The following is a 26734-nucleotide window of genomic DNA, read 5'->3' on the forward strand; positions in this document are numbered from 1 at the left end:
CCCAAAAACTGCGGGTTAATTGCAGTCAGTCGGAGGTGCTGCTGAGAAAAACCGCAGGTAGATAACTCGCAGCCTTTCTCGGCACTGCAATTAAGCCGCAGTTTTTCCGTGAGCAGGGGCAGTGGAGGTGGAGGGTGCCACAGGGCGGGACGCCCCACGCGCCACGGCGGGGTCCTGCCGCATACGAAACGACGGCCGCACGCCAGAAGGCGCACGACCGTCGCTCGAGGGGATACCAATAAAGCCAGCTAGCTAGTTCTTCTCGCCAGCATCCTTCTCACTAGCGGACTTATCGCCAGCGGCCTTCTCGGCAAGCTTGCGATCCAGCTTGGCCTGCTTGCGCTTGCTGCGCTTGTAGAGCTCGGGATGCTCCCGCTCGGCCTTGGTGCGCCGCACGATGAGCGCCACGCCTCCGGCCACCAGCGCGCCAACCGCAATATCAACGCCGCGCACGATTCCCCACCAGGGTGACTCCTCCGTGTGCTGCACCGAGCCAGGCACCATCCCCTGCATGGCCGAGGAGTTCACCACCGCATACGCCAGGTTGTGAATCGCCCTGCGCATGCAGACGCGCGCCGTGGGGCTGTCGTAGTCAGAGATGGACCACATGGCGGGCATGCTCATGCACAGATAGGTGTCGCAGCCAACTCGCATGGCGAGGTCGCGATGGTTGTCGCCATTCCACGTCCAGTAGTCCGAAATCACCATGCCCTCAAAGCCCCACTCCTCGCGCAGGACATCGTGGAGCAGCGCATAGTTGCAGTGGCCAATCGTGGTTCCAATGCACGTCTGAGCTGCCATGACCGCCGTTCCGGCGCGCATGACCTTCTCGGCAACGCCACCGGAGTCATCGGACGTATAGCGCACCGTCTTCCTGGCGCCCTTCAGCGCGATCTCAAATGGGCGGAGGTACAACTCGCGCATGGTCTGCTCGTCCGCCCAGGTGCAGATGAGCCGGTCGCGTCCAGTCTCGGTGTCATTGAGCGCAAAGTGCTTGAGGTAGCAGTACATGCCCTTGTCGCCCGTGCCGGAGACTATGCGCTCCGCAAGCTTTCCGGTAAGCACGGGATCCTCGGAGTAGTACTCAAAAACGCGGCCCGAGAAGAACGAGCGGTGCAGGTTAAGACCGGGCGAGTACCAGCCGGAAATGCCATGCGCCAGTCCCTCGGTGCCAATCGCCTCGCCCATCTGGTAGAGGAGGTCCTTGCTCCACGTAGCCGCAGCCAGGGGCGCGTATCCGTAGGAGCAGCTCTTGGTCATGTCGTAACCGCTGTCGGAGCCCTGGACCTTGAGGCCGTTGGCTCCATCCATGTCGATGGTCGCCGGGAGGCCGATGGAATCAATTGCAGCGGTAACGTATGCGTCGCCCGAGAAGTTCCTCACGATGTTTGCCTTGTCAGCGTCCCAGTCAATCTGGTCGAGAAGGGCATCCCACATCGGGTCGTCGTACGCGACGCCGCGCAGGTCGGAGGCCACGAGACCATTCTTGGCACCAGACGTCGGCGCCTCGGCGGCATAGACCAGGCTGCCCTCCACGTCGCCGAAGCGGGAGTCCGTCTTGGGGTCAAAGGTCACGAAGAGGTCGTGGTCCGTCGCGAACTCGTCGTCGATCGATTTGGTCGCCTCAAAGACCGGCTGCGTGCCCGACCAGTTAGCGCGCGAGAGGATTCTCGACTGTGCGCGCATGTAGTCGCTGCTCGCCTGGAAGCGGTTGCTGGCGGCGACGTAGGCTTGGGTGGGGTCCTCGACGGGGCGGCCCTGGTCGTCGAGCACGGACTGCGCCTCGCGCTCGGAGCGACGCGTGTGCTCGGCGTCGGTGCCGTCGAACCAGAGCGTCTCGTCCTGTGTGACGGTTGCCTGGTCGATGACCGCGTGGCTGTTCTCGCGGAGGCTCACCACGTAGTCCCCGGCCTCCAGCACGTAGCAGCCCACGGTTCCGTTGGGATTCTCGTGCGTGTAGCAGTAGGAGGCCATGTCCTCACGGTCGAGCGAGAGCTCGAGCGTTTGCGACTGCCCCGGCGCCAGAAGGTCCGTCTTGGCGAAGTCGGCAAGCTGGCAGGCGGGCTTCTCGATGCCCGCCGACTGGTCGAGCTCGGTGTAGGGCGAGGTAACGTACAGCTGGACGACATCCTTGCCACTGACGTCTCCCGTGTTGGTCACCGTAACGCGCGCGACAACGCGCTCGTCGTCGGCGCTCACGGAGTCAAGCGACTGCGAGAAGGTCGTGTACGAGAGACCGAAGCCAAACGGGAACACCACCGCGTCGTCGTACGAGAAGGACGGGTCCACCAGCGCCGCCGTCTCGTAGTAGCGGTAGCCCATGTACATGCCCTCCTGGTACTCATTGAAGGTGCGCATGAACTCTCCGGAGCTGCCGTAGCCACCGGACTTGATGGGCAGGTTGTCGTAGGTGTGCGTCCCAACGCTCGCGAAGGACGGGTCGGCCGTGAAGTCGCGCGACCAGGTGTCGACGGTGCGGCCGCTGGGGTTGACGTCGCCGTCGAGAATCGTCGAGAACTCCGAGAAGCCACGCTCGCTGGGGTGCCCGTAGTGGATGATGGCGTCCACCTCGAGGTCACCGGACATGAGGTCGCCGACCTCCATGGGCGCGGAGCCCACGATGACCACGATCACGGCACCACAGACGCGCTTCGCGGCGGCGATGGCACCCCGCTCGCTCTGCGAGAGCGCGAGGTAATGGGGCGTGCCGTCGGAGTAGGCGTCCATCTTCTGGTCCTGCCCCTCCTGGCCGGCGCGCGTCACAAACACGATGCCCGTGGCCGCACGGTTCTCGGCAATCCCGTCGTAAATCGAGGGGTCGTACTCGTAGATGCGGCAGTCGCCGCCCAGCAGAGACCCGGCCTTGCCCGCGGGCGCCGTGCCCTCCGCTTCCTCGAGCACCTCGGGGTCGCCCGCCGCGCGCATGGCGTCGGCGGCAGAGTTGTCGATCGAGAAGGCCGAGAGGCCTTGCTCGGGCGTCACGGGGTCAACCGACCACTTGGCCGATCCACCAGGCGTAAGCTGCCCGTAGATGGGGTCGAGGTAGGCGCGCCCAAACGGCATGACCGTCGAGCCCTTTGCCAGAGGCAACACGCCGGAGTTCTTGAGCAGCACCGTGCCCTCGTCCTGAATCCTGGCCGCCACCTTGTAGGCTGCGTCCTTGGCCTGCGTCGGGTCCGGGGTCTGCGGCGCGGTCCTCGTCATGTCGGCGCCCGTAGACGAGCAGCCGCTCAGGGCGGTTGCTGCCACTGCGCCTGCCGCGACACTGCCGGCGGCGCCAAAGAGCTGGCGCCTCGTCATTCTCGCCTCTCTCATGGCTACTCCTCCCCCTGGGTTACTTGCGGTACGTAGTAATTGGAGTCCCACGACGTCTTGTCGCTGGGCGTCTCCACGTAGGTCTCGCCTTTGCCCAGGTAGGTGTCGAGCGTGGACCCAAGCAGGGTACCCGCCGCGGTGACAAGAATGGCGACGAGCGCCAAGATCACCATGGGGATGATGAGCAGAACCCTGAACTTTGTGTTTGACATCTTGAGCTTTGCAGCCCCCTCGGCTGCAGGCGCTGTCTGCGCCCCTGCTTTGCGTGACATTGAGCCTCCCCTTCTTGCCCGTCCCCTCGGACGGGCCCTGACAAGCGCAGGGTATTCCGCAACATGCCGTTTTGCGGTAGGCGGCACATTTGGTGAGTCAGGTGACAAAACCGGGAGTCAAGCGCCAGTGGCGGGCCTTGGAAGTCATCCCCCTGCGTTAAGATTCCTGCAGGGAGGGGATTTCGTGTATCGGATTCTCATTGTCGAGGACGAGCCAGACGCCGCCGCAGCATTGCGCGACGCCATCAGGCGCTATGGCGACGAGCACGCTGAGCAGTTCCAGGTTGGCTGGATGAGAAATACCATCGACCTCGACGAGCCCGCCTTCGACCTCATCTTCATGGACATCGACCTCGGCGTCGAGAATGGCATGGATGCCGCAAGGGAGATACGCGAGTTTGACCGCTCGACGCCCATCATCTTTGTCACCAACCTCGCCCAGTATGCCGTTCAGGGATATGAGGTAAACGCCCTGGATTTCATTGTGAAGCCCTTCACGTACGGGAGCTTCTCGCTGCGGATGGACCGCGCCATGGAGGTCCTGCGCAGGCAGGAGGGCCGTTCGATTTCCGTCCAGACGAGAGACGGACTGCGAATCTTTCCCGCATCCAGCCTGGTGAGCGTCTGGATGCGTGGTCACGACGTTAACTACGGACTCTCCGACGGCAGCGTGGTAACGGCACGCGGGAGCATGAAGGAGACAGAAGAGAGACTCGGCGGAACCCCGTTCCTCAGGATCTCCTCCGGCTGCATCATCAACATGTCACACGTTCGCGGGGTGAAAGACACCGCGGTCACGCTATCCGACGGCAGCGTGAGCTATATAAGCCGTGCCAACAAAAAGCGCTGCCTGGCGCAGATTTCGCGCTTCTTGGGTGGTGGCGCATGATGGCGGAGCCAGCGGGCCCTCTGGCCTTTCTCTACTACGAGGTTGCGCTGATTCTCCAAACGTTCGAGGTCATTGTGCCCGTTATCATGCTCGCCTCTGCCAGGCCACGGAGAGAACGCCTGGGCGTACGGGGTGTCCTTTCCATCGCTGGGTCTGGGGCCGCGATATTCGTGGCATGCCCGCTCGTCTTTCTTGCGGTGACGGGCGGAAGCGTTCCCGTCGGGGGAGCCTCCTACTCGCTCTTCAGCTCCATTGTAATCTTGGTATCGCTGGTGCCGCTTGTCATGGCCATCTTCGAGGCCTCGGCCTGGCAGGCGCTCTTCTGCGTCGGCGCGGGCTACACCATACAAAACTTGGCATCGGGTACGACGGAGTTTGTGTGGCTGCTCATTAGGCAGGCACGCGGCATTCCCGGAAGCGTCACCATGCAGCAGGCCATTGCAACAATGGACGCGCTCATAGCGACCATCGTGACCGTCGTCCCCCTGCTGCTGGTCTACACGATCTCCTATTTCGCGTTTATCCGACCCGCCCGACGGGAGGGACTGGGCAGCATCGAAGACCATGGGATGGCCGAGGTTCTCCTGCTGGTTATTCTCGTCGTAATTACGTTCGACGTGCTCATCAAAGAGCTATCGAGAACGGCAGACTTCCCGATGCTCTTTGGCCTGCGTGCGGTACACGGAACCGTATGCGCCTTTGTTCTCTTCGTACAGTCGGTGATGCTGAGAAGGCGCGGACTGGAGATTGAGCTTTCGGAGAACCGACGGATTGCCGCCGAGCGCGAGCGGCAGTACCAGCTCTCTCGCGCAAACATCGACGCCATTAACGTGAAGTGCCACGACATACGTCACCAAATTCACCGCGCCGTGGCTGGCAGCGGTGTCATCGATCCCGAGTTCCTTACGAGCGTCGAGCAGGAAGTGGCCGTCTACGATTCACAGGCCAAGACGGGAAACGAGGCGCTGGACACAATCCTCACCGAGAAGGGCCTGCTTTGCGAGCGCGAGGGCATCTCGCTGAGTGTCATCGCCGACGGGCATGCGCTTGATGCGCTTGCGCCCCACGAAGTCTATTCGTTCTTTGGCAACGCGCTGGACAATGCCATAGACGCCGTTCGCGCACTCGATGATTCCGGGCAGCGCAGCATCTCCCTCACCGTTAGGCGCGTGGGCCAGCTTGCGACGATTCACGTTGAGAACTACTTCGCCGGGGACACAAGCTTTTCCGGAGGACTGCCGCAGACGAGCAAGAATGACACGTCACGACACGGGTTTGGCACGCGCTCGATGCGTGAGATAGTGGAGAGACACGGCGGGACGTTGACGTTTGGGCAACGCGATCGCACCTTTACGGTAGATGCCATGATTCCTGTGCCGTAGGATCCACTTTCCGAGGAGCGGCAGGCCCTCCGGGTGCACGTCGGGGTTGCGTGCCGATGCTGCTGAGAAGGAATTCGACGTTTTACGGCCCCAGGGACCAGGCTTTCGTCGAATTCCTTCTCAACAGCGCATGGGGCGGCCAGTGAACAGCACGGGGACAACGCAGAGCGAAACCTCCCCCGCGTCACGCTCCGCGCCTACAATCTAGAGGCAAACCCAACCACGGGAGGTACCCATGAAGCTTCTCATCGCATCCGACATCCACGGCGCCGCCGACTGGTGCGCGCGACTCATGGACGCCATCGACGCCGAGAACCCGGACCGCGTGGTTCTTCTCGGCGACCTGCTCTATCACGGGCCGAGAAATGACCTCCCCCAAGACTACGCCCCCAAAAAGGTGATTGGCATGCTCAACGGCATTGCCGAGAAGGTCATCGCCGTGCGTGGCAACTGCGAGGCAGAGGTCGACCAGATGGTGCTCGACTTTCCCTGCATGGCCGAGTACAACGTCCTGCTTGACCCCGACGCCAACTACGGCGCGGGAATGACCATCTTCCTCACGCACGGGCACGTATGGGGACCGGGAATCCACAATTCCGTCGACGCGTGGCCCGAGCTGCCGCAGGGTTCGGCGCTGGTATATGGGCACACGCATAAAAAGGTCAACCAGCTAAGTGACTCCCATCCTGGAATCACCGTGTTCAACCCCGGCTCGGTTGGCATCCCCAAGGACGGGACGCACAGCTACGGCATCTACGAGAACGGCCACTTCGAGTTCCGCGTGTGGGACGAGTAGGACAAGCACAAAGACAGCCGGGGCCCGCGACGTGTGCCGCAGACCCCGGCCGCTTTTTGGTGCCTCATGCCGAGAAGTGCTTCGCTAAGGCTCCTTGTAGGCGATGAGCAGGCTAGATGCCAACCACGCGAGGGTCGCAATCGTGGCAACACCAACCGCGATGTAGAAGAGCGCCATTGCTGCCTGCGCATTTGTGACGGCACTCTCATAGGTAGACGTTAAGGAATAACTGGTTATCGCACTAGCAGAGGCGTCGGACAGCGTCCTTGATGCTTTGTCGAGGAGCGACGCATACACCATCCCAAGCACACCAGATGCCACCAGCGAGCCAATGGACACCTTCTTGGCAGTGCCATGCCATTCAGCGAGCTTTGACTTTGCTTCTGCCATTGTGAGTTCCTTTCATTGGGAGCAAGCGACCCAAATCGGCACGAGAGCTACTTCGCGGAGTAGTAGTCATCGCCAATCTGGAATGCCTGGACCTCAGCCTTGACCTGCGCGGCATCCGTGGTGGCAGGGGCATCAAACACGGCGTTCTCACCTGCAGCCCATGAGCTCGCACTAACGTACGTCTCGTCCACACGCGTACCCGATTCGTCGTAAAAGCCAAAGATAACGCTTACATTGCTTAGATTCTGGTCAGTCGCATTGGCAATCGTGGCGGTGTACTCGTACATGCCATAGCCTTTGTCGGTCTTGTCGAAGCTAGCCCCGTCGAAGAGCGCTTGGACCTTGTCGACCATCTGCTGCTGTGGGGTTTCGACGTTCTCGTCCAGCTGGTCTGCGACCATACCGGGAATGGCAACGTCCACTCCAAGGGCTGACGTGTAGTGATATTGACCGGTGCAGGTGCCGTAGACACCAAGCGCCTGGCCCTCCTGAAGGTGATTGTCCCCAAGCACTGAGTTGTCAATCTTTACGTACACCATGTCGTCGTAGCCGGACACGTCGGTAGCAAGGCGAACGTCTGTCTCGTTGCTGCCCTCAATGACCTGAGCAACGCTACCCACAAAATAGAGTTTCTGATTCTTGTAGTCATCGGGGGTCTTGGCGACCTTGGCATAGTCTACCTGCTGATAGTTTGCCGGATCAAACGGCTCGGAGGATGGCTTCGAGGAGTTGCCGCCGAGGGCTGCCATCACAATGATTACCGCCAGTATCACAAGAATGACAGCGAGGACCTTCTTGCCGCGATGCTTCTTTGGCGTCTTGTCCTCGTTCTTCTCCTGGGTGGCGTCATCATTCCGCTTCATATGGATTCCTCCTTCTGCGTCGGAGCCCCCTCCACAAGGCCAGGTTCGTTGTCGGGAGCTGAATGCATCCTAGAAGGGCACCACGGCTTCTTCATTAGCTCCCAGCTAAATCACTGCGAGCGGTGGTCGCCCCGCGCCCTATCTGGCATGATGGTTCGCTCGCCATGCGCCCAGAGAAGGTCGTCGCACTGCTCGATGCCCACACCATGATGGAGTGCGTATGCAACGATAAGGTCGCGGCAGTTATCGGGCCGCAGGCGGCACGCTCCGCCGCGTTCGAGCAGTTCGGAGGCATCGCGGATATCCAGCCGCATCCCAAACGCAAGTTGCAGCAGCTTGTCGCGCGAGGCATGCCTAGTTCCCGCAAGAATCTGATACGCAAAGGTCTGATTGAGGCGGCTGCGATAGATGGCCTCGTTTCTCGGCATCCCACTTGCTGCCATGCTGTCGCGCGCCCAGGCCGAGAGATTCCTCTCGTCGAGGAATGCATGGGCCAGAACCTCATCGAGGTCCGCGTCGTGCGTTATGGCGTACCAGGGCTCTTCCACGTCCGCCTCCATCCGCAATGGATGGTGGCAAAACGGCGAGCTACTTTCATTAGCTTGCTGCTAAAAGACAAGACGGGCGCGAGCGGGGCCTCAAGACTAGCTTCCAGGCGTCAGCGCCACGCACATCGTGAGGACGGCAACGAACGCAATGAGCAAGCCAAGCCCCATGAGCAGCCGCTTTGCCATAAGGATTACACGGGCAGAGCGTCGCTTGTACTTCATCGCAGCATACGGACCCGCCCCCAGCATCGCCGCCGGAATCTCATCCACCAAAAGAAGGACAAGGTAGGCCGTCACGCCAAGAATCACCAGGAGCGATTCCACGGGATGGTCGCCAGCCATGGCATTGGTGGCGTAGACCGCGGCCGAGCCAAAGAGAATGCCCACAAATGCACCGAGAACCACCAAGGCAACGGTAAGCACCTGCACCCACGGCTTGGCCTCAGAGAACGCCGCCACCAACTGGCCAGGCCTCGCCAGCGTTCGCGGGATCTTCTCACGCTTGCTGCTCTTTGCGCCCGAAGTCTTGGCGTCGTTCCCGACAGCCGCCTCCGGCACTGCTTGCAGCATGGCGTCACGCAGCGCCGTCGCGCTCTGGTAGCGCTCGCTCGGCTCGAAGCGGCAGGCCTTCTCGACAATGCGCCGCAGCTCGGGGCGGACAATGCCGGGATCCGCAAGTGCCGTCGCATACCCCTCGGCATCCGGGGTAAGGCCCGTGAGCATATAGCCAAGCAGGCAGCCCACCGAGTAGACGTCGGAGCGGCCGTCGGTCTGGGCAAAGCCGTACTGCTCGGGGGACGCAAATCCCCAGGTACCAAGCCGCGTGGTGTCGCGCTGGGCGCCCTCGACGTAGGCGCGCGCAATACCTAAGTCGATGAGAACCGCCCCACGCGGGGAGAGAATCACATTTTTTGGAGACACGTCACGGTGAACGATGCCCTGCTCGTGGAGGGCGGCAACCGCATCGCAGACGTCAACGATCACGCGCGCCGCCGCGGTCTGTCCCATACGCCCGGCATTGGCCACACACGTCGCAAGCGACGCCCCATAGACGTATTCGCGAACAATAACTACCTGGTCAGGCAGGTCGTACGTCTCGACCACACGCGGTAGGTGCGCGCCGCAAACGGACGAGAGGCGCGAGAACACCTCATCGTTCGCAACGTTGCGCTTGATGCGCTTGCGCACGAGAGGACCCTCGCCCACGTGGCCGGCGCCCTGTCGGCTCACAACCTCGGTCGAACCCGCCTCGTTGCTCGCGAGCACGCGCTCCACGCGGTAGGCCTCGTCCTTCTCGAGCGCAGCCATAAGCTGCCCGTCTTCGGAGACAGCCACCTATGCTCCCCCATCGATTAGGGTCTTTTCGCCCAGGCGCCACAGCTCGTCGTCGGTCTGCGCGCGGTCCATGCCGTGCTCCAGACAGAAAATGATGATGGCATCGCGACGGTTGCGCGACCACAACTCTGAGGCGCCGGCAAGCCGCAGCAGGCGCTGCGCCTCGACAAGCGAGCAGCCCAGCCCAAATGCCAGCATAATCGCGCTGTCACGGCCAGGACGCCGTGCACCCTCGAAAATCTGGTAGCAGAACGTGGGGTTGAGCCCAGATGCACGTATAACCTGCGACTTCTTGAGCCCATGCGCCTCTCGCACGGCTTCTGCGTACTCCGCGAGTGGGCGCTCTTCCAGGTTTGCGCGCGCAAGGTACTGCTCGGGCGAGGCCGAGGCGAGCAGCTGCTCTAGCAGCTCCGCCGTGAGGCGCACGGACCCCTCGCCTTTGCCAGACGCCTCGCGCGGCTCCGCCTGCTCCCCCAGCATCAGAACTTGTCGACCATGCCGTTGGCGCCTGCGTGGAGCTGCTGGATGGTCTGGGGAATGAGGTCCAGGTCGTAGGGGGTCATCTGGTAGACCCAGTTGAGCCAGTTGCGGTAGAGAAGGTTCGCGTGTGCGCGCCACGTGAAGATGGGCTGGCTCTCGGGGTTGTCGTCCGGGAAGTAGTTCTCGGGCAGACGAATGGGCAGCCCCTTGTGGAAGTCACGCCAGAACTCGTCGGAGAGCGTGTCGCGGCCGTACTCAAAGTGGCCGGTCACGTAGATCTCGTGGAAGTCTGGCGTGGCGATAATAGCTGGGCCGCTGGTAAAGCCCTCCGAAAGCACGTGCAGCTCGGGGTGGCGCGCAAGCTCGTTGGTGTCGATGGCGGCGTGGCGCGAGTGCGGCATGTAGTGCACCTCGTCGAAGCCGTTCGTGAGGAAGTTGTACTCGTCGCACAGGCGCTGCGGGAAGACGCCAAAGAGCTTGGAGCCCAGCTGCTTCTTGGGGATGTGGTACAGGTGCCAGAGTCCGGCCATGGCGCCCCAGCACAGGTACATGGTGGAGAGCACGTGCTCCTGCGACCAGTCGATGATTCCGCAGAGCTCGTCCCAATAGTCAACGTCCTCGAAGTCCATCTGCTCCACGGGGGCGCCGGTGATGATGAGGCCATCGTAGTTCTTGTCGGCAAACGAGTCGAACGTATCGTAGAACTTCACGAGGTGGTCCTGCGAGACGTGCGTGGCCTCGTGCGTCGAGACGCGCATGAAGTCGCAGCTCACCTGCAGCGGCGACTTAGATATGAGGCGCAGAATCTGGGTCTCGGTCTCGATCTTGGTGGGCATGAGGTTGAGGATGGCCACCCTCAGCGGGCGGATCTCCTGGCGCTCGGCAACCTCTTCCTCGAGGGCAAAGATGCGCTCTTGGTGCAGGATCTTCTTGGCGGGCAGGCCGTCTGGGATGTTGATAGGCATGCATGTCTCCTTGAATAGAGCGAACGGGCAAGACGGACGGGCGCCGGCGGCGGTTGCCGCGACGCAGCTAGCGCATTCGACACATTCGCGCCGTGAGTGGAGCCATGTTTGCCCTGTTCCAGCTCATGCAAGGTCCTTCTCGCCACGCGCACCCCATATGGCACGCACGCTCTCCCAGTATAGTAAAGAGCGCGTTGACTGTCCCCCGTTTTCATGCGGCGATATTGTCGTGAAGGTGGAAAAGCGCACGTACATACCCCATACTGTGCAGCATGAATACATCATTTGCCGAGCTCGGGCTAAACGAGCAGATCCTCGCCGGGGTGGAAGCCCTTGGCTTTGAAACCCCCACCCCCGTCCAGGCGCAGGCCATCCCCGTTGTCCTTGAGGGGCGCGACGTGGTTGCGTCCGCGCAGACGGGAACCGGCAAGACCGCTGCGTTTGCCCTGCCTGCGCTGCAGCTCATCCAGGGCAAAAAGGCGCCCAGCAAGGAGCCGCTCGCCCTGGTGGTGACGCCCACGCGCGAGCTTGCCGCGCAGATTGACAACGTGGTGAGCGTGGTGTGCAAGGAGACAGGCCAGCGCGCCGTCATAGTGATGGGCGGCGCCAAGTTCGACAAGCAGATCGCGCAGCTCGAGAAGGGCTGCGACCTTTTGGTTGCCACGCCCGGCCGCTTGCTCGACCTCATGGAGCACAACCACGTGAGCCTCTCCAAGGTGCAAGTCCTGGTGCTAGACGAGGCGGACCGCATGCTCGACATGGGGTTCTGGCCAAGCGTGCGCCGCATCATGCACGCGCTGCCCGAGAAGCACCAGACCCTGCTCTTCTCGGCAACCATTCCGCCAAGCATCAAGAGCACCATCGACGCGCTGCTGAGAGACCCCGCCTACGTGGAGATTGCACGCGTTGGACAGACGGCCGACACGGTTGAGGAGCACCTCTGCCCCGTCACCCAGGGCCAAAAGACCCAGCTTTTGGAGGCACTCATCAAGACCGGTGGAGGCACCGGTGTGCAACCCGAGCGCGTTCTGGTCTTCTGTCGCACCAAGCACCGCGTGGACGACGTCTCGAAGCTCCTCAAGAACGCCGGCCTCAAGGTGGACGTGATGCACGCCGACCGCCCGCAGAAGGCGCGCGAGAAGGCCCTCGAGCGGTTCCGCGATGGCAAGGTCCAGGTGCTTGTTGCCACAGACGTGATGAGCCGCGGCATCGACGTCGAGGGCATCGACGCGGTGGTCAACTTCGACGTGCCCATGGACCCGGAGGACTACGTGCACCGCATTGGCCGTACCGGCCGCGCCGGCGCAACGGGCCACGCCTACACGTTCATGGCGCCCGACGAAGTGAGCCCCCTGCGAGAGATCGAGTACTTCACCAAGAAGCTCGTGCCGGTGTGGGATCTGCCCGGCTTTGCCTACGACGAGGGACGCATCATCCCGCAGTCCGGGCGCTCGACCGTCAAGCCCACGCGCACGATGTTCTCGGGCTCCAAGGCTCGCGGGCGCGGCTTTGGCGGCGGGCGGTACGGCCGTCACTTCTAGGGCCGGCGCCGGCGGCCCTCTCGCCCCCCCTCCCCCCTCTCCGTTCTTTAGCGGTATTTGAGAACCGAGCTTCTCGCCAACTGGGCAAATGCGGGGCCCGATTCTCAGAAACCGCTAAAGAACGGAGAGGGGGGCCGCAGAGAGACGCCGTCCGGTCCCGCCACGCCAACGAGTAAGCCACGACCCACCCACAAGAGGGATATCCATGAAGCAGCAGCGTCCGTATCCGCAGGTCATCGTCACGAGAAAGGCCGCCCGCGCCCTTGCCGGCGGACACCCCTGGGTCTTCGAGGGCGAGGTCCGTCGCATGGAGCCCGCACCCGCGGACGGACGCGCTGCCCAGAACGGCGACGTGGTGGACGTGGTCGAGCAGAACGGCACTTGGCAGGGTGTGGGGCTTCTCTCCGAGCAGAGCAAGATTCGTGTGCGCGTGGTGAGCCGCAATGCCAACGACCGCATCAACGAAGCGTTTTGGGCACGCAAACTCCAGTGGGCGTGGGATTATCGCAAGGCCACCATGGGTTCGCGTGCGCTTCCGGGCTGCGAGCCGGACACCAACTGCTGCCGTGTGCTCTTTTCGGAGGCGGACGGGTTTCCGGGCCTCGTCGTCGACCGCTACGAGGACGTGCTCGTCTCGCAGGTGGGCACCGTGGGCATGCAGCGGCTGCGCCCCACGCTCTACCCGCTGCTGCTCGACGTACTGCGCTCCGACGGCCAGGACATCCGCGGCATCTACGAGAGAAACGACGCGCCTTCTCGCCTCAAGGAGGGCCTTGCGCAAGAGAAGGGCTGGTGGGTCGAGGACGGCAGGCCCATGCCGGATAGCGCGCGTGTAATTGCGCACGAGAACGGCATTGCCTACGACCTTGACCTCGAGAACAGCCAGAAGACAGGGTTCTTCCTCGATCAGAAGTACAACCGCCGTGCCGTGCGCGAACTGGCCCGCGGGCGCCGCGTGCTCGACTGCTTCTGCCACGTGGGGCCGTTTGGACTCAACGCCGCGGCGGGCGGTGCCGAGTTTGTGCGCGAGGTCGACGTGAGCCAGACGGCCATCGACCTGGCACGCGAGAACGCCCGTCTCAACAACCTTGAGGCAACGATGGACTTCACCTGCGCAAACGTGCTGGAGTATCTGCCGGAGCTTGTCTCGGACAAGAAGCGCCTGCGCGAGGAGGGCGGCCCCTTCGACCTTATCGTCCTGGCCCCGCCGGCATTCACCAAGAGCCGCGGGACCGTCGACCACGCCGCCCACGGCTATCGCGAGATTAACGAGTGGGCCATGCGGCTCCTACCGCGCGGCGGCTACCTTGCAACGTGCAGCTGCAGCCACTTCATGACGCGCGACCTTCTCGCCCGCGCCATTGCCGAGGCCGCGCATAACGCAAATGTCCAGCTGCGTCAGATCGAGGAACGCCAGCAGGCTCCGGACCACCCCATCCTGTGGGGCGTCCCCGAGACCCACTACCTGGACTTTTTTGTGTTCCAGGTAGTGTAGGGCTCTTGCCTGCTGTTATATGGCCTCTGGGGACTAAACCACATATGAAAAAATGGGCTGTATGAGAGAGTTCATCAGTAGCAGTTGAAAAGATTCATCAGTACAAGCTGCTAAATTTCATCAGTAGAGCCGAGAAGCTAATTTGCATTGCTCGTCAACAAGAGCAAGTCCACCCTCACTTTACCTACCACGACGAGCCGCGCAGGTACTCTGCCATGTGAGGTGTCGACAGGCGCACGTAACCCTTGCCGTCCGCCTCGATGACATGCTCCTTTATAAGACTCGCGCGGTATTTGCTCACCCAACTCGAACTTCTGCTGCACCTCTTTGCGATATCTGACACCGCGGTAGAGCTGGGCGCATCAGCAGCGACCGCCTTCACAAACTCCCGCTGCGCAGGGGTAAGCCCGTCCATGATTGGTGCACAGACTGCCTCGCCAAACGCCACCACGGCATCGCTGGCGCCACGCTCGACATCGGCGCGCTCGATGGTCTTGGACCCCCTGCGATCCGCCGCCTGCCACATGTAATAGCCAACAAGCTGCACCATATAGGGATAGCCGGCCGCCGCCTGCGCAGCAGCCAAGGCATCCTCCTGGCCAATCTCTTTGCCGGACTCCCTGACCGCGTCCACGTATGCAGCACGGACATCGGCGAGGGGAACCTCGGCAAGCACCTGCTGCTGACTACGGCGCAAGAACGTAAGAACTTTGTTGTTGAGCACCTCATCAACCATCGAGGGAAGAGCCGCAAACACAAACGCCACCCCATGTTTCTTGGCATCCGAAACGTCCCGCATGTCTTCGTCCCTCAGGACGTGCTGGATGGCCGTAGCCAGGGCAACCAGGTCTTCCTCCGAGGCCGCCTGTGCCTCGTCTATGGTGAAAAGAATGCCCTTGCCATCCGGCATTCGCCTGAGCCTCGCTTCGATGGCCTCTCTCAGTGTAAGCGCTGCGTTGCTCGGCGAGATACTGACGCTCCCAAGACTGGCGGAGACCATTCCTCCCACCCCCACGGAGGGGCTGATTGTCGCTCCGCCGAACCTAACGGCACCCGATGAAAGAGCGGCCACAAGCCGTTCGCACAAACCGTTCGACGCCGTGTCGGAAACCACAACCCAGTCGTGTTTTTTGGCAACGCGCCCCAGCTCGGTAAGCATGACCGTCTTACCAAACCCGCGCTGACCCGAGATAAGCATCAGACGGCCAGGGGCACCAGCACCGTTATCCAGAGCCTCCTCAAAATCTCGTATGACCGACTCCCTGCCAATGAGAATGGGCGGCATCTTGCCAGCCGTGGGCTTGAAGGGGTTCATTGGACATACCCTCCTTGCGGTTTTGCACCGTTTTACACGAACTTATACCGTATTACACGATTTCATACCGTTCTACACGAACTTATACCGTCTTGCACGATTTTATACCGTCTTGCATCGCCTGGTCGTATGCAGCGCCCTTGTCGCCGCTACCCCTTGCTCTTCCGACGTGCGCGGAAGAACGTGCGCAGCTGCTCGGCGGCCTCGTCTGCAAGCACGCCCGGCGTCACCTCAAACGCATGGTTGAGCCGCGGGTCGTGGCTCACGTCAAAGAGCGTGCCGAGCGCGCCACCCTTGGGGTCGGGCGCACCGTACACGCAGCGGTCCACGCGCGCGTTAACCATGAGCCCTGCGCACATGAGGCACGGCTCGAGCGTCACGTAGACCGTGCACCCCGAGAGCCGCCAGCGACCAAGCGCCCGTGCGGCCTCCTCCATGGCGAGAAACTCGGCGTGCGCTGCAGGGTCCGCATCCTCCTCGCGACGGTTATGCGCACGAGAGACAACCCGCCCGTCGCACACCACCGCCGCACCTATTGGCACCTCGCCCTCGCTCGCCGCGGCAGCAGCCTCCTCAAGAGCGACTCTCATGAACCGAAGGTCCTCCGCAGCGGCATCCGCGTTGTTGCTCTGCTCGTCTTGGCTCATCTCTCGCCCCTCTTGTTCCGTCGCGGGCCCAACTTTTCCAGCGTATGCGTTAGGATATATCCACGCACCCAACGGAGGGGTGGCAGAGTGGTTGATTGCAGCGGTCTTGAAAACCGCCGGGCGCCTTGCGTCTCGAGGGTTCGAATCCCTCCCCCTCCGCCTCATGCGTCCCGTCATGGAGCACCGCACGCCGCTTGCGTCCCTGGTACGTCCGCCACGGCCCGCCCGCTTGAAGGGAGCCCCTCATGATCGTTGTCATTGTCATCATCGCCATCATCGTTGTTCTCGCCGTCTGGTTTGTGAGCATCTACAACGGAATCGTTCGCAAGGACAACCGCTGTGACAACGCTTGGCAGACCATCGACGCGCAGCTGCAGCGCAGGAACGATCTGATCCCCAACCTGGTTGAAACCGTCAAGGGCTATGCCGCGCACGAGTCCGGAACGCTCTCGGCCGTCACACAGGCGCGCGCGGCCGTCATGTCCGCCAAGACGCCCGAGGACAAGATGGCTGCCTCCAACGTGCTCTCTGACACGCTGAAGTCGCTCTTCGCCGTCTCCGAGGCATACCCCGAGCTCAAGGCCAACGCCAACTTCCAGCAGCTGCAGTCCGAGCTCTCGGACACCGAGAACAAGATTAGCTACGCGCGCATGAGCTTCAACGACTGCGTACTCGAGTACAACAACGCCATCGAGACCTTCCCCGGCAACGTCGTGGCCGGCTCCAAGTTCAAGGAGCGTCAGGGCTTCGAGGTTCAGTCTGAGGCCGCGCGCCAGGCGCCGCAGGTCAAGTTCTAGTCTCTTCTCGGCGAGATACGCAGGCCTAGCGCCGGTGGGGCAATATCGCCCCACCGGCTTTTCGCTGTTGAGGCGGCGGAGAGCTTGGTTCTCTCGTTCTTTAGCGGAATCTGAGAATCGCAATTATTGCGACCTGCGGAAACGTCACCCCCGATTCTCAGATTCCGCTAAAGAACGGAGGGTGGCGCAGGGAGAGTGGCGCAGGGAGGTGACTCAGTACCGTGACCCCGACGCTCCCTTGCACCCTAACGTGGAGATTAACGAATCGTTACGCAAACGCGATGGGGCCAACAGCCCTTCGTCACGGGCCCTCGTGTACAATGACCTGTGCGCATGGCCAAGCGTGTCGTGCGCGGTCATCAAAGGTCAAAGAGAAAGGCTTCCATGAAACCCCGACCTCACAGTCGATGACCCCTCCGGCGTGCTATTGGCAGCCCGCCGCATGGGGTGCCGTTCCACCACATATGCCGTGTGCGTAGCCTTACCCGGGTCCACGCCGGCAGAGAAGGAGCACGCATGATCTACCTCTCCCAACTCCTGGGAAACCCGGTTCTCGACCTTAATGGCGAGAAGATAGGCACCGTTTCTGACCTGGGCATCGCCACCGGCGAAGTTTTTCCTCGCGTCACCAGCCTTGCGTTCATGGGCCCCGGCCACACGCCGTTCATGATCAGCTGGCGCAAGTACGTTGACTCCTACGACGAGCACGAGGTACACCTTAAGGTCGTCGCCACCGACATCCGCTTCTCCTACCTGCAGCCAAACGAGGTCCTTCTCGCACGCGACATTCTCAACAAGCAAATTGTTGATACCCGCGGCATGCGCGTGGTGCGCGTGAACGACCTCAAGCTCTCGGACACCAACTCCACCCAGCTGCGCCTCCTTGGCGCCGAAGTGGGCATCCGCGGCATCCTGCGCTCGCTCTCCCCCGGCATCGAGCGACTTGCGCTGCGCATCGCGCACACGTTTGGCAAGCAGCTCCCCGAGAAGATCATTGCGTGGAGCTACATGGACCTCGTCGAGCGCGACCTCTCTGACGTCAAGCTCTCGGTCTCGCACAAGACCCTCGACGATATGCACCCCGCCGACATCGCCGACATCATCGAGCGCCTGGACCCGCGCCTGCGCGGGCAGGTCTTTGCCCAGCTTGACGACGAGCAGCGCGCCGGCGCCATGGCCGAACTGGATGACGACGCCATGGCCGCGCAGATCATGGGCAGCATGGACGAGGCAGACGCGTCGCGAATCCTCTCCGAGATGGACCCGGACGACGCAGCCGAGCTTGTCTCAGAGCTCGACTACGACAAGGCCGAGAAGCTCCTCAAGCTCATGGGCGTCAACGAGCAGAAGGCCATTCGCCAGCTTTTGGGCTACCGCGAGGACACGGCCGGCCGCATCATGACCTCCGAGGTGGTCTCGCTTCCGGAGGACAAGACCGTGGCCGACGCCGTCGAGCGCCTGCGCGGGCTGGACGAGGACTTCGAGAGCGTGCGCTACGTTTATCTCACCGACGAGGATGAGAAGCTCTCCGGCGTGGTCACGCTGGGACGACTCATTGTGTCCGACCCCGACACCCGTCTCGATGACATTGCCACCAAGGAACTTAAGACCGCCAGTCCCGAGGATGACCAGGAGGACGTTGCGCAGGACATCGCAAAGTACAACCTGCTGGCCATGCCCGTTGTCTCGGACGAGGGCAAGCTGCTAGGCATTGTCACCGTAGACGACGCCCTGGACGTCTTGGAGGAGGAGCACGCCGAGGACCTGCAGATTGCCGGCGGCGCCAGCTCCGACGCGGACGGCACCGAGCACGCCCACGACCTGGTGTGGCTGCTGCGCCGCAACGCCTGGTTCTTCTTCTGGGTTGTGGCCACGGCCATCATCACCTTTGCGTTCAAGACCGACACCAGCACCTTCACGACGGCGCTTCTCGCCTGCGCGGCCATGCCGCTCGCGCTTGTGGTGGCCGATGACTCCGTGAGCTACGTCACCAACTTCTTCCTGGAGAACGACCCGGACGACGAGGACTCGCCCTCCACGCTTGGCTTCACGCTGCGCAGCATTGGGACCGGCCTGGTCTTTGCCCTCATCTGCACGCTCTTGGTACTTGCCTTTGTGAGCCTGGCGCTGCCGGACGCCTCCGACGCCGCGCTGGCGCATGCGCTTCGCTTGGGCTTTACCGCAGCCGCCGTCTCGGTGCTGGTCTCGTTTGCCCTTACGCCCATCTACCTGGTGATTCTTCGCAAGCGTGACGAGAGGAACCAGGAGACCTCGGGCTTTGCGCTTGCCATTATCTCCATGACCGTCGCCGCCGTGGTGTTTGCCATCGCCATCGCCGTGACCGGCACGACCGGAATCGTCCTGGGGTAGCCCATGGCAGAGGCAAAGAACGGCACCAAGAAGACAACCAAGAAGACCGGACGCCTCGCGATTCTCGCCGCCATGGGGCCAGGCCTTCTCACCGCCATGGCCGGCAACGACGCCGGCGGCATTGCGACGTACTCCTCGACCGGCGCCACGTACGGCTATGGCATGCTCTGGACCGTGCCGCTCATGTGCATCCTGCTCATCGTGGCGCAAGAGACCGCCGCGCGCATGGGCTGCGCCACCGGCAAGGGCTTTGCGGCGCTCATCCGCGAGCAGTTTGGCGTGCGCGTCTCGGCCATCGCCATGCTCGCGCTTATCATCTCCAACTTTACGGTGACGCTCTCCGAGTTTGCCGGCATTGCCTCGGGCATGGAGCTCTTTGGCATTCCGCTGCAGGTGAGCGTACCCATCGCGGGCATTGCCACGTGGCTTCTCACGCAGAGCGGCTCCTACCACCGCGTCGAGAAAATCCTGCTGGCGCTTTCCTGCGTGTTCCTCACCTACATCGTGAGCGGTATCATCTCCAACCCCGACTGGGGTCTGGCCCTGAAGGACACGGTGGTCCCGCAGTTCTCGAGCGACCCCGGCTACGTGTCGCTGCTGGTGGCAAACGTTGGTACCACCATCTCGCCGTACATGCTGTTCATGGTGAGCTCCAACGTGGTCGAGAAGAACCTTAAGGGCTCCGACATCCCCGGCCAGCGCGCAGACAACGTCTCTGGCGTGATTGCGGCAGAGATCACCACCTGGTTCATCATCCTCACGACCGGCACCGTGCTCTACCCGGCAGACGTCACCGTGAACAGCGCGGCCGACGCGGCGCAGGCGCTCGTGCCGCTTGCGGGCCAGTACGCCTCGGCGCTCTTTGCGGCCGGCCTTGCGGGCGCGTCGTTCCTAGCAGCGTGCGTGCTGCCCGGCATCACGGCAAGCGCCGTGTGCGAGGCTTTCGGCTGGGAGCGCGGCGTCGACCGCAGCTGGAACGAGGCGCCGGCGTACCGCGCCATCATCACCGGCATCACGATTCTCTCGGCGGGAATCGTACTTATCCCCAACGTTGACCTCTTTGGCATCATGATGCTGGCGCAGGTCATCAACGGCGTGCTGCTGCCGGTACTCATGGTGTGCATGGTTCTTATCGCCAGCGACAAGCGCGTCATGGGCCAGTACGTGAACGGCCACGTGTGGACGGTTCTCACGTGGTTCACCATCGTGGTGGTCATTGTGCTCACGATTATCATGTTTGTGCTGCAGGCAATGGGGTTGTAGGGGCTCCGCAACAGCGAACGCCGGCGCCGCAACAGCGATTCTCAGCGCACACGATTGCGAAAACGCTCCCTTCGGCGAGATTCTGGCGCCGGAGGGAGCGTTTTGGAAGCAATCACGTACAAAGGGGGCCTTCCGGCGCCGACTTCTCGCCGGAAGGCCCGTTGTCGCAGTTACGGCGTACGAAACCTTCGCTGCGGCGTCACCGGCCGCCGCCGGGAGCAAAGCGCCGCAGACCTACAGCTCGTACGGCGCCGAGAGCAGGCCGTTCTCGGTGATGATGCCCGTAATCAGGCTGTGGTCGGTCACGTCGAACGCGGGGTTAAAAACGTCCACGCCCTCCGGAGCCATGCGCTCCTTGTACCACATCTCGGTGACCTCGTCGGGGCCGCGCATCTCTATGGGAATCTGCGCGCCGGTTGGGGTGTCGTGGTCGATGGTCGAGCTTGGGGCGCACACGTAGAACGGCACGCCGTAGTGCTTGGCGAGAATGGCCACGCCCGAGGTACCAATCTTGTTTGCCGCGTCACCGTTGGCCGCCACGCGATCGCAGCCAACAAAGACCACATCGATGCGGCCCTGCTGCATAAGCATCGAAACCATGTTGTCGCACTGCAGCGTGGTGGTGATGCCCGCGTTGTACAGCTCGAACGACGTGAGGCGCGCACCCTGGAGAAGCGGGCGGGTCTCGTCGCAGTACACGTGCATGTCGGTGCCGGCCCAGCCCTGCTCAAGCGCCGTGTACATGGGGGCCGTGGCGGTTCCGTACTTGGCCGTAGCCAGCGTGCCGGCGTTGCAGTGGGTGAGGATGCCCACGGGCTGCCCCGGCTTTCTCACCTGTTGCATGATCTTGAAGCCAATGGCACCGATGTTGCGGCTAATCTGCACGTCCTCCTCGCGAATGCGGCGCGACTCGGCGATAAGCTCCTGCTTGAGCTGGTCCACAGGCAGGTCGAGGTGGTCACGGCAGAACGCGTCCATGCGGTTGAGCGCCCAGAAGAGGTTGACGGCAGTGGGACGAGAAGTTGCCAGGTAGTCCGCAATCTCTTTGAACTGGCGATAGAACTCCTGCTGGTCGGCGGTATCAATCTTTTTGGCGAGCATGGCCAGCCCCTCGGCCGCGGCCACGCCAATGGCTGGAGCGCCGCGCACGCGCAGCTTCTTGATGGCCTCCCAGAGCTCCTCCTTAGTACGAAGGTTGATGCGCTTCACCGTACCGGGAAGAAGTGTCTGGTCGATGATGTCCAAAGACTCGCAGTCCTCCGGCAGCTTCACCGAGATGACGCGGTCGAAGAATTCCTCAACACTCATGCGGGCCTGGTCTCCTCTCTGTGCCTGCGGTGCCGCGGCGAGAAGCGCCACGGGGCGCAGCCGCTTACTTGCTCGCCTTATCGAACTCGTCCTTAAACGAGCCAAACATCTTTCCCATGCTGTTAAGGCCACGCCCCAGAGCGCGGGCGGCCTCGTCGCCGGCGCTTCGGTTGGCTGCCGGCTTCTTGGCCTTGGCTGTGGCTGGCTTGGCTGCCGAGACGGACTTGGCGCCAGCACCTGCGGCGGACTTCTTTACGGCATAGGTCTTTGGCTCAGAGGCCGTGGCGGCGCGCTCGTCGGCGCCGGCCTTGAGCGTAGCCGTGGGCTCGGAGACATGAACGTCTGCCGCCTCGGTTGCGGGAAGCTGGTTCTTCTCGGCAGTGGCGCGCAGCTCCTCGGCCTCCTCGCGGGCGCGTTCCTCCTCGTTCTCGGCGCGGGCGTCGTCTATGGCACGCTTGGCCTTGCCTAGCACCTTGCCAAGCGCGAACGAGCCCTTGTCAACGGCCTCGCTGGTAGCCTTGCCGGCCTTCTCGCCAAACTCGGCACCGCGAATCTTTGCCTTTGCCGTAGCCTCGCCCGCCTTGGCGGCTAGGCCGCCATTGAGCTCCAGCTTAGAGGCCTCGTCCTTCACGATCATGCGACCCTTGGAGTAGCCCACCAGCATGCTGGGTGGAATTTCCACCGAGCCCACGAGTGCCGTTGCCATGCCACCGTCGCCAACCAGGAACTTGGTCACCTTTCCCGTGGCCTCGTCGAACTCCGCATCGCCCACATAACCCAGCTCGCGGCCGGACTCGGTACGGGCGTCCATCCCAGCCCACATGATGCATGAGTCCCAGTCCACGCCCAGGCGCTCGCGTGCCTTGTCGTCAAAGGCATTGTCCTCGTCCACAACCCGGAAGCCCTTCTCGCAGGCAGCAAGCGAGTCATAGGCCACAAAGACGTCTTCGCGCTTGACCATGCCCGCGACATCGGGGCGTGCCACCAGGTAGCCCACCATCGAGCGGCCGTCAGGCGTGAACACGGCCATGTGAATCTTTCCAAGCTTGGAGAGACGCTCGCCGTTCTGCTCGCCTGCGGGTGTCTTCTCGCCCTTCTTGGGCTTCTTCGAACGGGCCTTCTTGGTGATGAAGACCTTCTTGCCCTGCATGTCGCTGATCTTGGTCACGGTGTCTCTCCCCCTACCGCATATGCCGGCAACGCGTGGCGTTTGTGCCGCATCGGGCCCGGGCCCAGGGCGTTCCCAACATGGCAGCGGGGCGCCCAGGGGCACCCCGCCATGTTACGAACCAATGCGCTCCGGTCAAATGGATGACCTACTCCTCGGGCTTCTCGGCGTTGTCGACAACCTCGACGTGCACGGACTGCGCGGCAGACTCGTTGGCGGCAGCGGCGTCACCAGCCATGTTCGAAACGCGATCGGTCACGGTGTTCACGGCATCGGAGACCTGCGCGGACGTGCTGGAGACCGCCTCGGAAAGCGAGTCGCGAAGCTGGTCCATGCGCTCACGAGCCAGGTCAACCTTTGCGCGAAGCTCGTCGGTCTTAGCGTCGACGCCGGGACGCACGTCACCCAGGCGATCGGAGACGCTGCGAGCGCCGCGCTCGTAGGTGTCAACGGCGGAGTCCCACGCGTCGTTCATGGCGTCGGCGGCCATGGCACGGCTCTCCGCACCCGGACGCGGGGCCAGCATCATGCCAGCGACGACTCCAGCAGCAGCACCAACGATGCTGCCAAGGACGAAACTAGCGGTCTTGCTCATGACATCCTCCTGTCGTTGCGGGACGCAGATGCGACCCTCTTGCTTCCAACTACAAATTCGGCCAGCAATTGGCTCGAGCGAAATGCCTTTCGAAGCGAGCTACCTCACCGGACGGGGGCGCGGCATGTTCGCCATGTCCCAGTCGCCGTCATCTTGCGCGGCAGCTTCCGGCTGGGGCTCCGGCGCAGGTTCCTCGGCGACGTCATCCGGCTCGTCGAGCTCGTCGTCTGTCACTGAAGAGTCACTCGGCGCGAGCGCAGGCGAGACAAGCGTGGACTCGGGGCTTGCGGTGGCCATGGGGTCTTCCGGCTCCTCGGCAGGAGCGGACTCCTCGGCGAACGGAGCCTCCTCGCTGGCGGACGGCTCGTCATCTGTCGAATCCTGCACGTCTTCTTGGATGGGTGCGTCCTGCTCGGCGCCCTCATCGCCCTCATCAACGGGACCAGAGACGCTTTGCACCAGGCCAACAATGCCATCGACAATGGCTTCAACGTCGGGCTTTGGCTCACCGCCGCCAGTGAATGCCCACTGCAGAATCCACGCGGCACTCGAGAGCGCCGACGTCACCAAAACGTCATCGGAGCAGGGGAACACCACGTCGAAGGCACGCTCGTTGCCGGCAACGGGATACGTACGCCCGCAGGTAATGTCACCTGCGATGTTTGTACGTGCGAGAAGTTCAACGGTCATGTGCTCGAGCAGGTGGGCAAGCTCGGTGTGGCCCATGCAGTCACGAAAGAGTCGACCAGAGTCCCCCATGCATACGTGGTCTGCCAACTCGGGCATGAGATGGAAAACGCGTGCGGTGGCCTCAATGTCCTCACTGGTCATAAGCGGGGCATTGGGGGCAATCTCCACGAGGGCGTCGAGATCCCTCGGCCCTACCGTGACCTTTTTGATTTCCACGAGCTGGGCCATCGTGCGGCTCCCCTTCTTTTGCGCCCGCATGTGCGGACAGGCGGTCAAGTCTAGGCTCCATTGTAGTTAAAACCCAGACTGAACCTTTGGTGCATGGCCGGACGGCGCATGCCGAGCGGCAGCGCGGGGCGGGGTCCGGTCAAGGCGCGGCCAAACGGTGCCCTTAGGCGCCTTGTTCCCCTTCTTCGCTGTGCGATTCGCCCGAGTCGCCCTTCTGTTGCGACTTTTCACGCAATTTGGCGACGCGGGACTGAAGCAGCGCGGGTGGCACAGGCTTGTCGGCGGACTCGGCGGGCACGGCAGGGGCATCGCTCTTCTCGGGTGCCTTGTCCTTGTCGCCCTCGGAGTCGCTGGCCTGCTCACCTGTGCCTAGCCCCTCCTCTTCCGTAGGCTCCGGAGCCGTCACGCGCAGCATGGCAATGCGACGGCCTCGCATGGACTGCACGCGGAAGGTGTAGCCGTCCTTGGTTATCACGTCACCGGGATGCGGGAGCTTGTCGGCCATGTCGGTGATGAAGCCGGCGATGGTCTCATACTCCTCGTTGTCCTCTACCGGCCAGCCAAGATCGATGGCGTCATCCAGCGAGAAGCGCCCGTCGACGAGCCACTCGCGGTCCGAGAGCTTGGTGAGGTACTTGTTGTCTGGGTCGAACTCGTCCTCGATCTCGCCCACGATCTCCTCGACGATGTCCTCAATCGTAATGACGCCCGCCGTGCCACCGTACTCGTCCACCACGATGACCATCTGATCGTGGCTCGACTGCATCTCGGAGAGCAGCGGGATGATGTCCTTGGTGTCGGGCACGAAGTCTGGCGTGCGCATGTGGCGCGAGATCTTCTCGTCCCCACGGCCATCGTCGATGATGGGCGAGATGAGGTCCTTGATGTGGGCGATGCCCACTATGCGGTCGACGTTGCCGCGATAGATGGGGATGCGGCTGAAGCCCGTGCGGCGCATAACGGAGAGCACCTCGTTGAGCGTGGCGTCCTCGCGCATGGCACACATGTCCACGCGCGGCACCATGACCTCGCGGGCAATGGTGTCACCCAGGTCGATGACCTCGTGGATCATCGACTTCTCCTCGTCGGAGAGCTCGTCGGAGTCGGTGACCATGTACTTAATCTCGTCCTCCGAGACCTCCTGGCGGTCCTCGGCGGACTTCACGTGGAGCAGGCGCGCGATGCCGTTGGCGCTCGCGGAGGTGAGCCAGATGAGCGGCTTTACAACACGCGAGAAGCCGCGCAAGAAGCCTGCGACGCGCTTGGAGACGCCCTCGGCGTCGGCCATGGCGATGCGCTTGGGCACAAGCTCGCCCACCACGATGGAGAAGTACGACACGATGAGGGTGATGAGCACCGTGGCCAGACCGTTTGCGAGGCCAAGATCCATGCCAAAGCCCGAGAGCCACATGCCAAACGGCTCGGAGAGGCTGGTGGCTGCGAACGCGGACGAGAAGAAGCCAACAAGCGTGATTGCGACCTGGATGGCGGCGAGGAACTGCGTGGGGTCCTCAATCATGTCCGCAACGGTGGCCGCCCTTGCGTCACCCTCCTCGGCATCATGATCGAGCAGCACCTTCCGTGCGGTGGAAAGTGCCATCTCCGACATCGAGAAGTACCCGTTCACCAGGGTGAGCAGAAACGTGACGAGAATCGATAAGGCTATGTCCATGCGCGAGTGCGCAACCTCCTTGGACGACACGGGTGCGGCTGCGGGCCGGGTGGCGGCAGTCGCGGCTGCTATCTGATTCTATAAGAAATACCCACTGGGCGCGGCGCTACGCATGAGTCGTAACCCAATGGTTCGTATCGTCTTTATGCGTTCGCGAGGGCGCCATATGCGGCTGGTACGATGTGTGGCCCAAAGGCCGACCAGCGAAGGGAGCGCCGAGGCCGAAGACACCGACAGCACGCGGGATCTGCTTGACCCCATTCCCGACGTTGGCTGGGCGATGGAGATGGGAGACATCGAAGACGGACTTGGGCCCATATCGTATGACCAAGCAAGCACCAGCGTGGAGGTGGGACATACCAGCGTCATGCCTGTTGCTGCTCCCGGGGCCCTCATGGATGGCACGCAGC

General features: G+C 62.6%; 23 protein-coding genes and 1 tRNA gene. 9 read left to right on the forward strand and 15 right to left on the reverse strand.

What is annotated here, in order from left to right:
- Nucleotides 1–252 precede the first annotated feature (252 nt).
- Together AUL39_RS00290 and AUL39_RS11160 are read right to left on the reverse strand one after the other, a co-directional pair.
- Complete coding sequence (locus AUL39_RS00290) at nucleotides 253–3315, reverse strand: glycoside hydrolase family 3 N-terminal domain-containing protein (RefSeq protein WP_059052487.1); 3063 nt, start codon at nucleotides 3313–3315, stop codon at nucleotides 253–255.
- Between the two features lie 2 nt (nucleotides 3316–3317).
- Entirely contained in the window at nucleotides 3318–3587 is a 270-nt protein-coding gene (locus AUL39_RS11160) for a hypothetical protein (RefSeq protein ID WP_059052489.1), read from the reverse strand.
- 184 nt (nucleotides 3588–3771) lie between these two features.
- Between AUL39_RS11160 and AUL39_RS00300 the strand changes: the two genes are divergently transcribed.
- From AUL39_RS00300 to yfcE, 3 genes are all read left to right on the forward strand, one after another.
- Nucleotides 3772–4476 carry a LytR/AlgR family response regulator transcription factor gene (locus AUL39_RS00300; RefSeq protein ID WP_059052491.1) on the forward strand — a complete coding sequence of 235 codons (705 nt, stop codon included), beginning with the start codon at nucleotides 3772–3774 and terminating at the stop codon, nucleotides 4474–4476.
- Nucleotides 4473–5858, forward strand: coding sequence for an ATP-binding protein (locus AUL39_RS00305; RefSeq protein WP_082667153.1), 1386 nt, complete (start codon nucleotides 4473–4475; stop codon nucleotides 5856–5858). Before AUL39_RS00300 ends, AUL39_RS00305 begins: the two co-directional genes overlap by 4 nt.
- A 235-nt stretch (nucleotides 5859–6093) precedes the next feature.
- Nucleotides 6094–6654, forward strand: a complete 561-nt coding sequence (yfcE, locus tag AUL39_RS00310; protein WP_059052496.1) for a phosphodiesterase — start codon at nucleotides 6094–6096, stop codon at nucleotides 6652–6654.
- Between the two features lie 84 nt (nucleotides 6655–6738).
- Here the strand turns inward: yfcE and AUL39_RS00315 are convergent, their stop codons facing one another.
- The 6 genes from AUL39_RS00315 to AUL39_RS00340 form a co-directional block, all read right to left on the reverse strand.
- Nucleotides 6739–7044 carry a hypothetical protein gene (locus AUL39_RS00315; RefSeq protein ID WP_059052498.1) on the reverse strand — a complete coding sequence of 102 codons (306 nt, stop codon included), beginning with the start codon at nucleotides 7042–7044 and terminating at the stop codon, nucleotides 6739–6741.
- A 47-nt stretch (nucleotides 7045–7091) separates the two neighbouring features.
- Nucleotides 7092–7907, reverse strand: a complete 816-nt coding sequence (locus AUL39_RS00320; protein ID WP_059052501.1) for an FxLYD domain-containing protein — start codon at nucleotides 7905–7907, stop codon at nucleotides 7092–7094.
- Nucleotides 7908–8017: 110 nt separating this feature from the next.
- On the reverse strand, nucleotides 8018–8467 hold the full coding sequence (locus tag AUL39_RS00325) for a hypothetical protein (RefSeq protein ID WP_059052503.1): 450 nt from the start codon (nucleotides 8465–8467) through the stop codon (nucleotides 8018–8020).
- 84 nt (nucleotides 8468–8551) lie between these two features.
- Complete coding sequence (locus tag AUL39_RS00330) at nucleotides 8552–9790, reverse strand: serine/threonine protein kinase (RefSeq protein WP_059052508.1); 1239 nt, start codon at nucleotides 9788–9790, stop codon at nucleotides 8552–8554.
- On the reverse strand, nucleotides 9791–10270 hold the full coding sequence (locus tag AUL39_RS00335; protein ID WP_059052510.1) for a hypothetical protein: 480 nt from the start codon (nucleotides 10268–10270) through the stop codon (nucleotides 9791–9793). It lies immediately after the preceding gene.
- Entirely contained in the window at nucleotides 10270–11235 is a 966-nt protein-coding gene (locus AUL39_RS00340; protein ID WP_059052515.1) for a homoserine O-succinyltransferase, read from the reverse strand. The genes AUL39_RS00335 and AUL39_RS00340 overlap by 1 nt, the downstream gene beginning before the upstream one ends.
- Nucleotides 11236–11507: 272 nt before the next feature.
- Here AUL39_RS00340 and AUL39_RS00345 point away from each other — a divergent pair, with 272 nt between their 5' ends.
- Nucleotides 11508–12776 (forward strand): DEAD/DEAH box helicase, encoded by a 1269-nt coding sequence (locus AUL39_RS00345; protein WP_059052517.1) that lies wholly within the window; start codon nucleotides 11508–11510, stop codon nucleotides 12774–12776.
- A gap of 205 nt (nucleotides 12777–12981) precedes the next feature.
- Nucleotides 12982–14271 (forward strand): class I SAM-dependent rRNA methyltransferase, encoded by a 1290-nt coding sequence (locus AUL39_RS00350; RefSeq protein ID WP_059052519.1) that lies wholly within the window; start codon nucleotides 12982–12984, stop codon nucleotides 14269–14271.
- 184 nt (nucleotides 14272–14455) lie between these two features.
- Here the strand turns inward: AUL39_RS00350 and AUL39_RS00355 are convergent, their stop codons facing one another.
- Together AUL39_RS00355 and tadA are read right to left on the reverse strand one after the other, a co-directional pair.
- Entirely contained in the window at nucleotides 14456–15586 is a 1131-nt protein-coding gene (locus AUL39_RS00355; protein ID WP_059052522.1) for an ATP-binding protein, read from the reverse strand.
- A gap of 149 nt (nucleotides 15587–15735) precedes the next feature.
- Nucleotides 15736–16233: a tRNA adenosine(34) deaminase TadA gene (tadA, locus tag AUL39_RS00360; protein ID WP_070807523.1), complete on the reverse strand. Its 498-nt coding sequence runs from the start codon at nucleotides 16231–16233 to the stop codon at nucleotides 15736–15738.
- A gap of 73 nt (nucleotides 16234–16306) precedes the next feature.
- On the opposite strand from tadA, the gene AUL39_RS00365 reads away from it, so the two are divergent.
- The 4 genes from AUL39_RS00365 (at nucleotide 16307) to AUL39_RS00380 (ending at nucleotide 20663) form a co-directional block, all read left to right on the forward strand.
- Nucleotides 16307–16392, forward strand: a tRNA-Ser gene (locus tag AUL39_RS00365).
- An 86-nt stretch (nucleotides 16393–16478) separates the two neighbouring features.
- Entirely contained in the window at nucleotides 16479–17030 is a 552-nt protein-coding gene (locus tag AUL39_RS00370) for a LemA family protein (RefSeq protein ID WP_059052524.1), read from the forward strand.
- Nucleotides 17031–17546: 516 nt separating this feature from the next.
- The gene (locus AUL39_RS00375; protein WP_059052528.1) at nucleotides 17547–19400 is read left to right on the forward strand and encodes a magnesium transporter; all 1854 of its coding nucleotides are present in this window, start codon (nucleotides 17547–17549) and stop codon (nucleotides 19398–19400) included.
- A gap of 3 nt (nucleotides 19401–19403) precedes the next feature.
- Complete coding sequence (locus tag AUL39_RS00380) at nucleotides 19404–20663, forward strand: Nramp family divalent metal transporter (protein ID WP_059052529.1); 1260 nt, start codon at nucleotides 19404–19406, stop codon at nucleotides 20661–20663.
- Nucleotides 20664–20897: 234 nt separating this feature from the next.
- Here AUL39_RS00380 and mtnA read toward each other — a convergent pair whose 3' ends face one another.
- From mtnA to AUL39_RS00405, 5 genes are all read right to left on the reverse strand, one after another.
- Nucleotides 20898–21971, reverse strand: coding sequence for an S-methyl-5-thioribose-1-phosphate isomerase (gene mtnA, locus AUL39_RS00385; protein WP_059052532.1), 1074 nt, complete (start codon nucleotides 21969–21971; stop codon nucleotides 20898–20900).
- A 64-nt stretch (nucleotides 21972–22035) separates the two neighbouring features.
- Nucleotides 22036–23139, reverse strand: a complete 1104-nt coding sequence (locus AUL39_RS00390; protein ID WP_059052533.1) for a PRC-barrel domain-containing protein — start codon at nucleotides 23137–23139, stop codon at nucleotides 22036–22038.
- A gap of 148 nt (nucleotides 23140–23287) precedes the next feature.
- Nucleotides 23288–23734 carry a YtxH domain-containing protein gene (locus AUL39_RS00395; RefSeq protein WP_059052534.1) on the reverse strand — a complete coding sequence of 149 codons (447 nt, stop codon included), beginning with the start codon at nucleotides 23732–23734 and terminating at the stop codon, nucleotides 23288–23290.
- A gap of 99 nt (nucleotides 23735–23833) precedes the next feature.
- Entirely contained in the window at nucleotides 23834–24652 is an 819-nt protein-coding gene (locus AUL39_RS00400; protein WP_059052535.1) for a cyanophycin synthetase family protein, read from the reverse strand.
- Between the two features lie 163 nt (nucleotides 24653–24815).
- On the reverse strand, nucleotides 24816–26324 hold the full coding sequence (locus tag AUL39_RS00405; RefSeq protein WP_059052542.1) for a hemolysin family protein: 1509 nt from the start codon (nucleotides 26322–26324) through the stop codon (nucleotides 24816–24818).
- Between the last annotated feature and the right edge of the window lie 410 nt (nucleotides 26325–26734).

This window comes from Tractidigestivibacter scatoligenes (assembly GCF_001494635.1).
GTDB lineage: Bacteria > Actinomycetota > Coriobacteriia > Coriobacteriales > Atopobiaceae > Tractidigestivibacter > Tractidigestivibacter scatoligenes.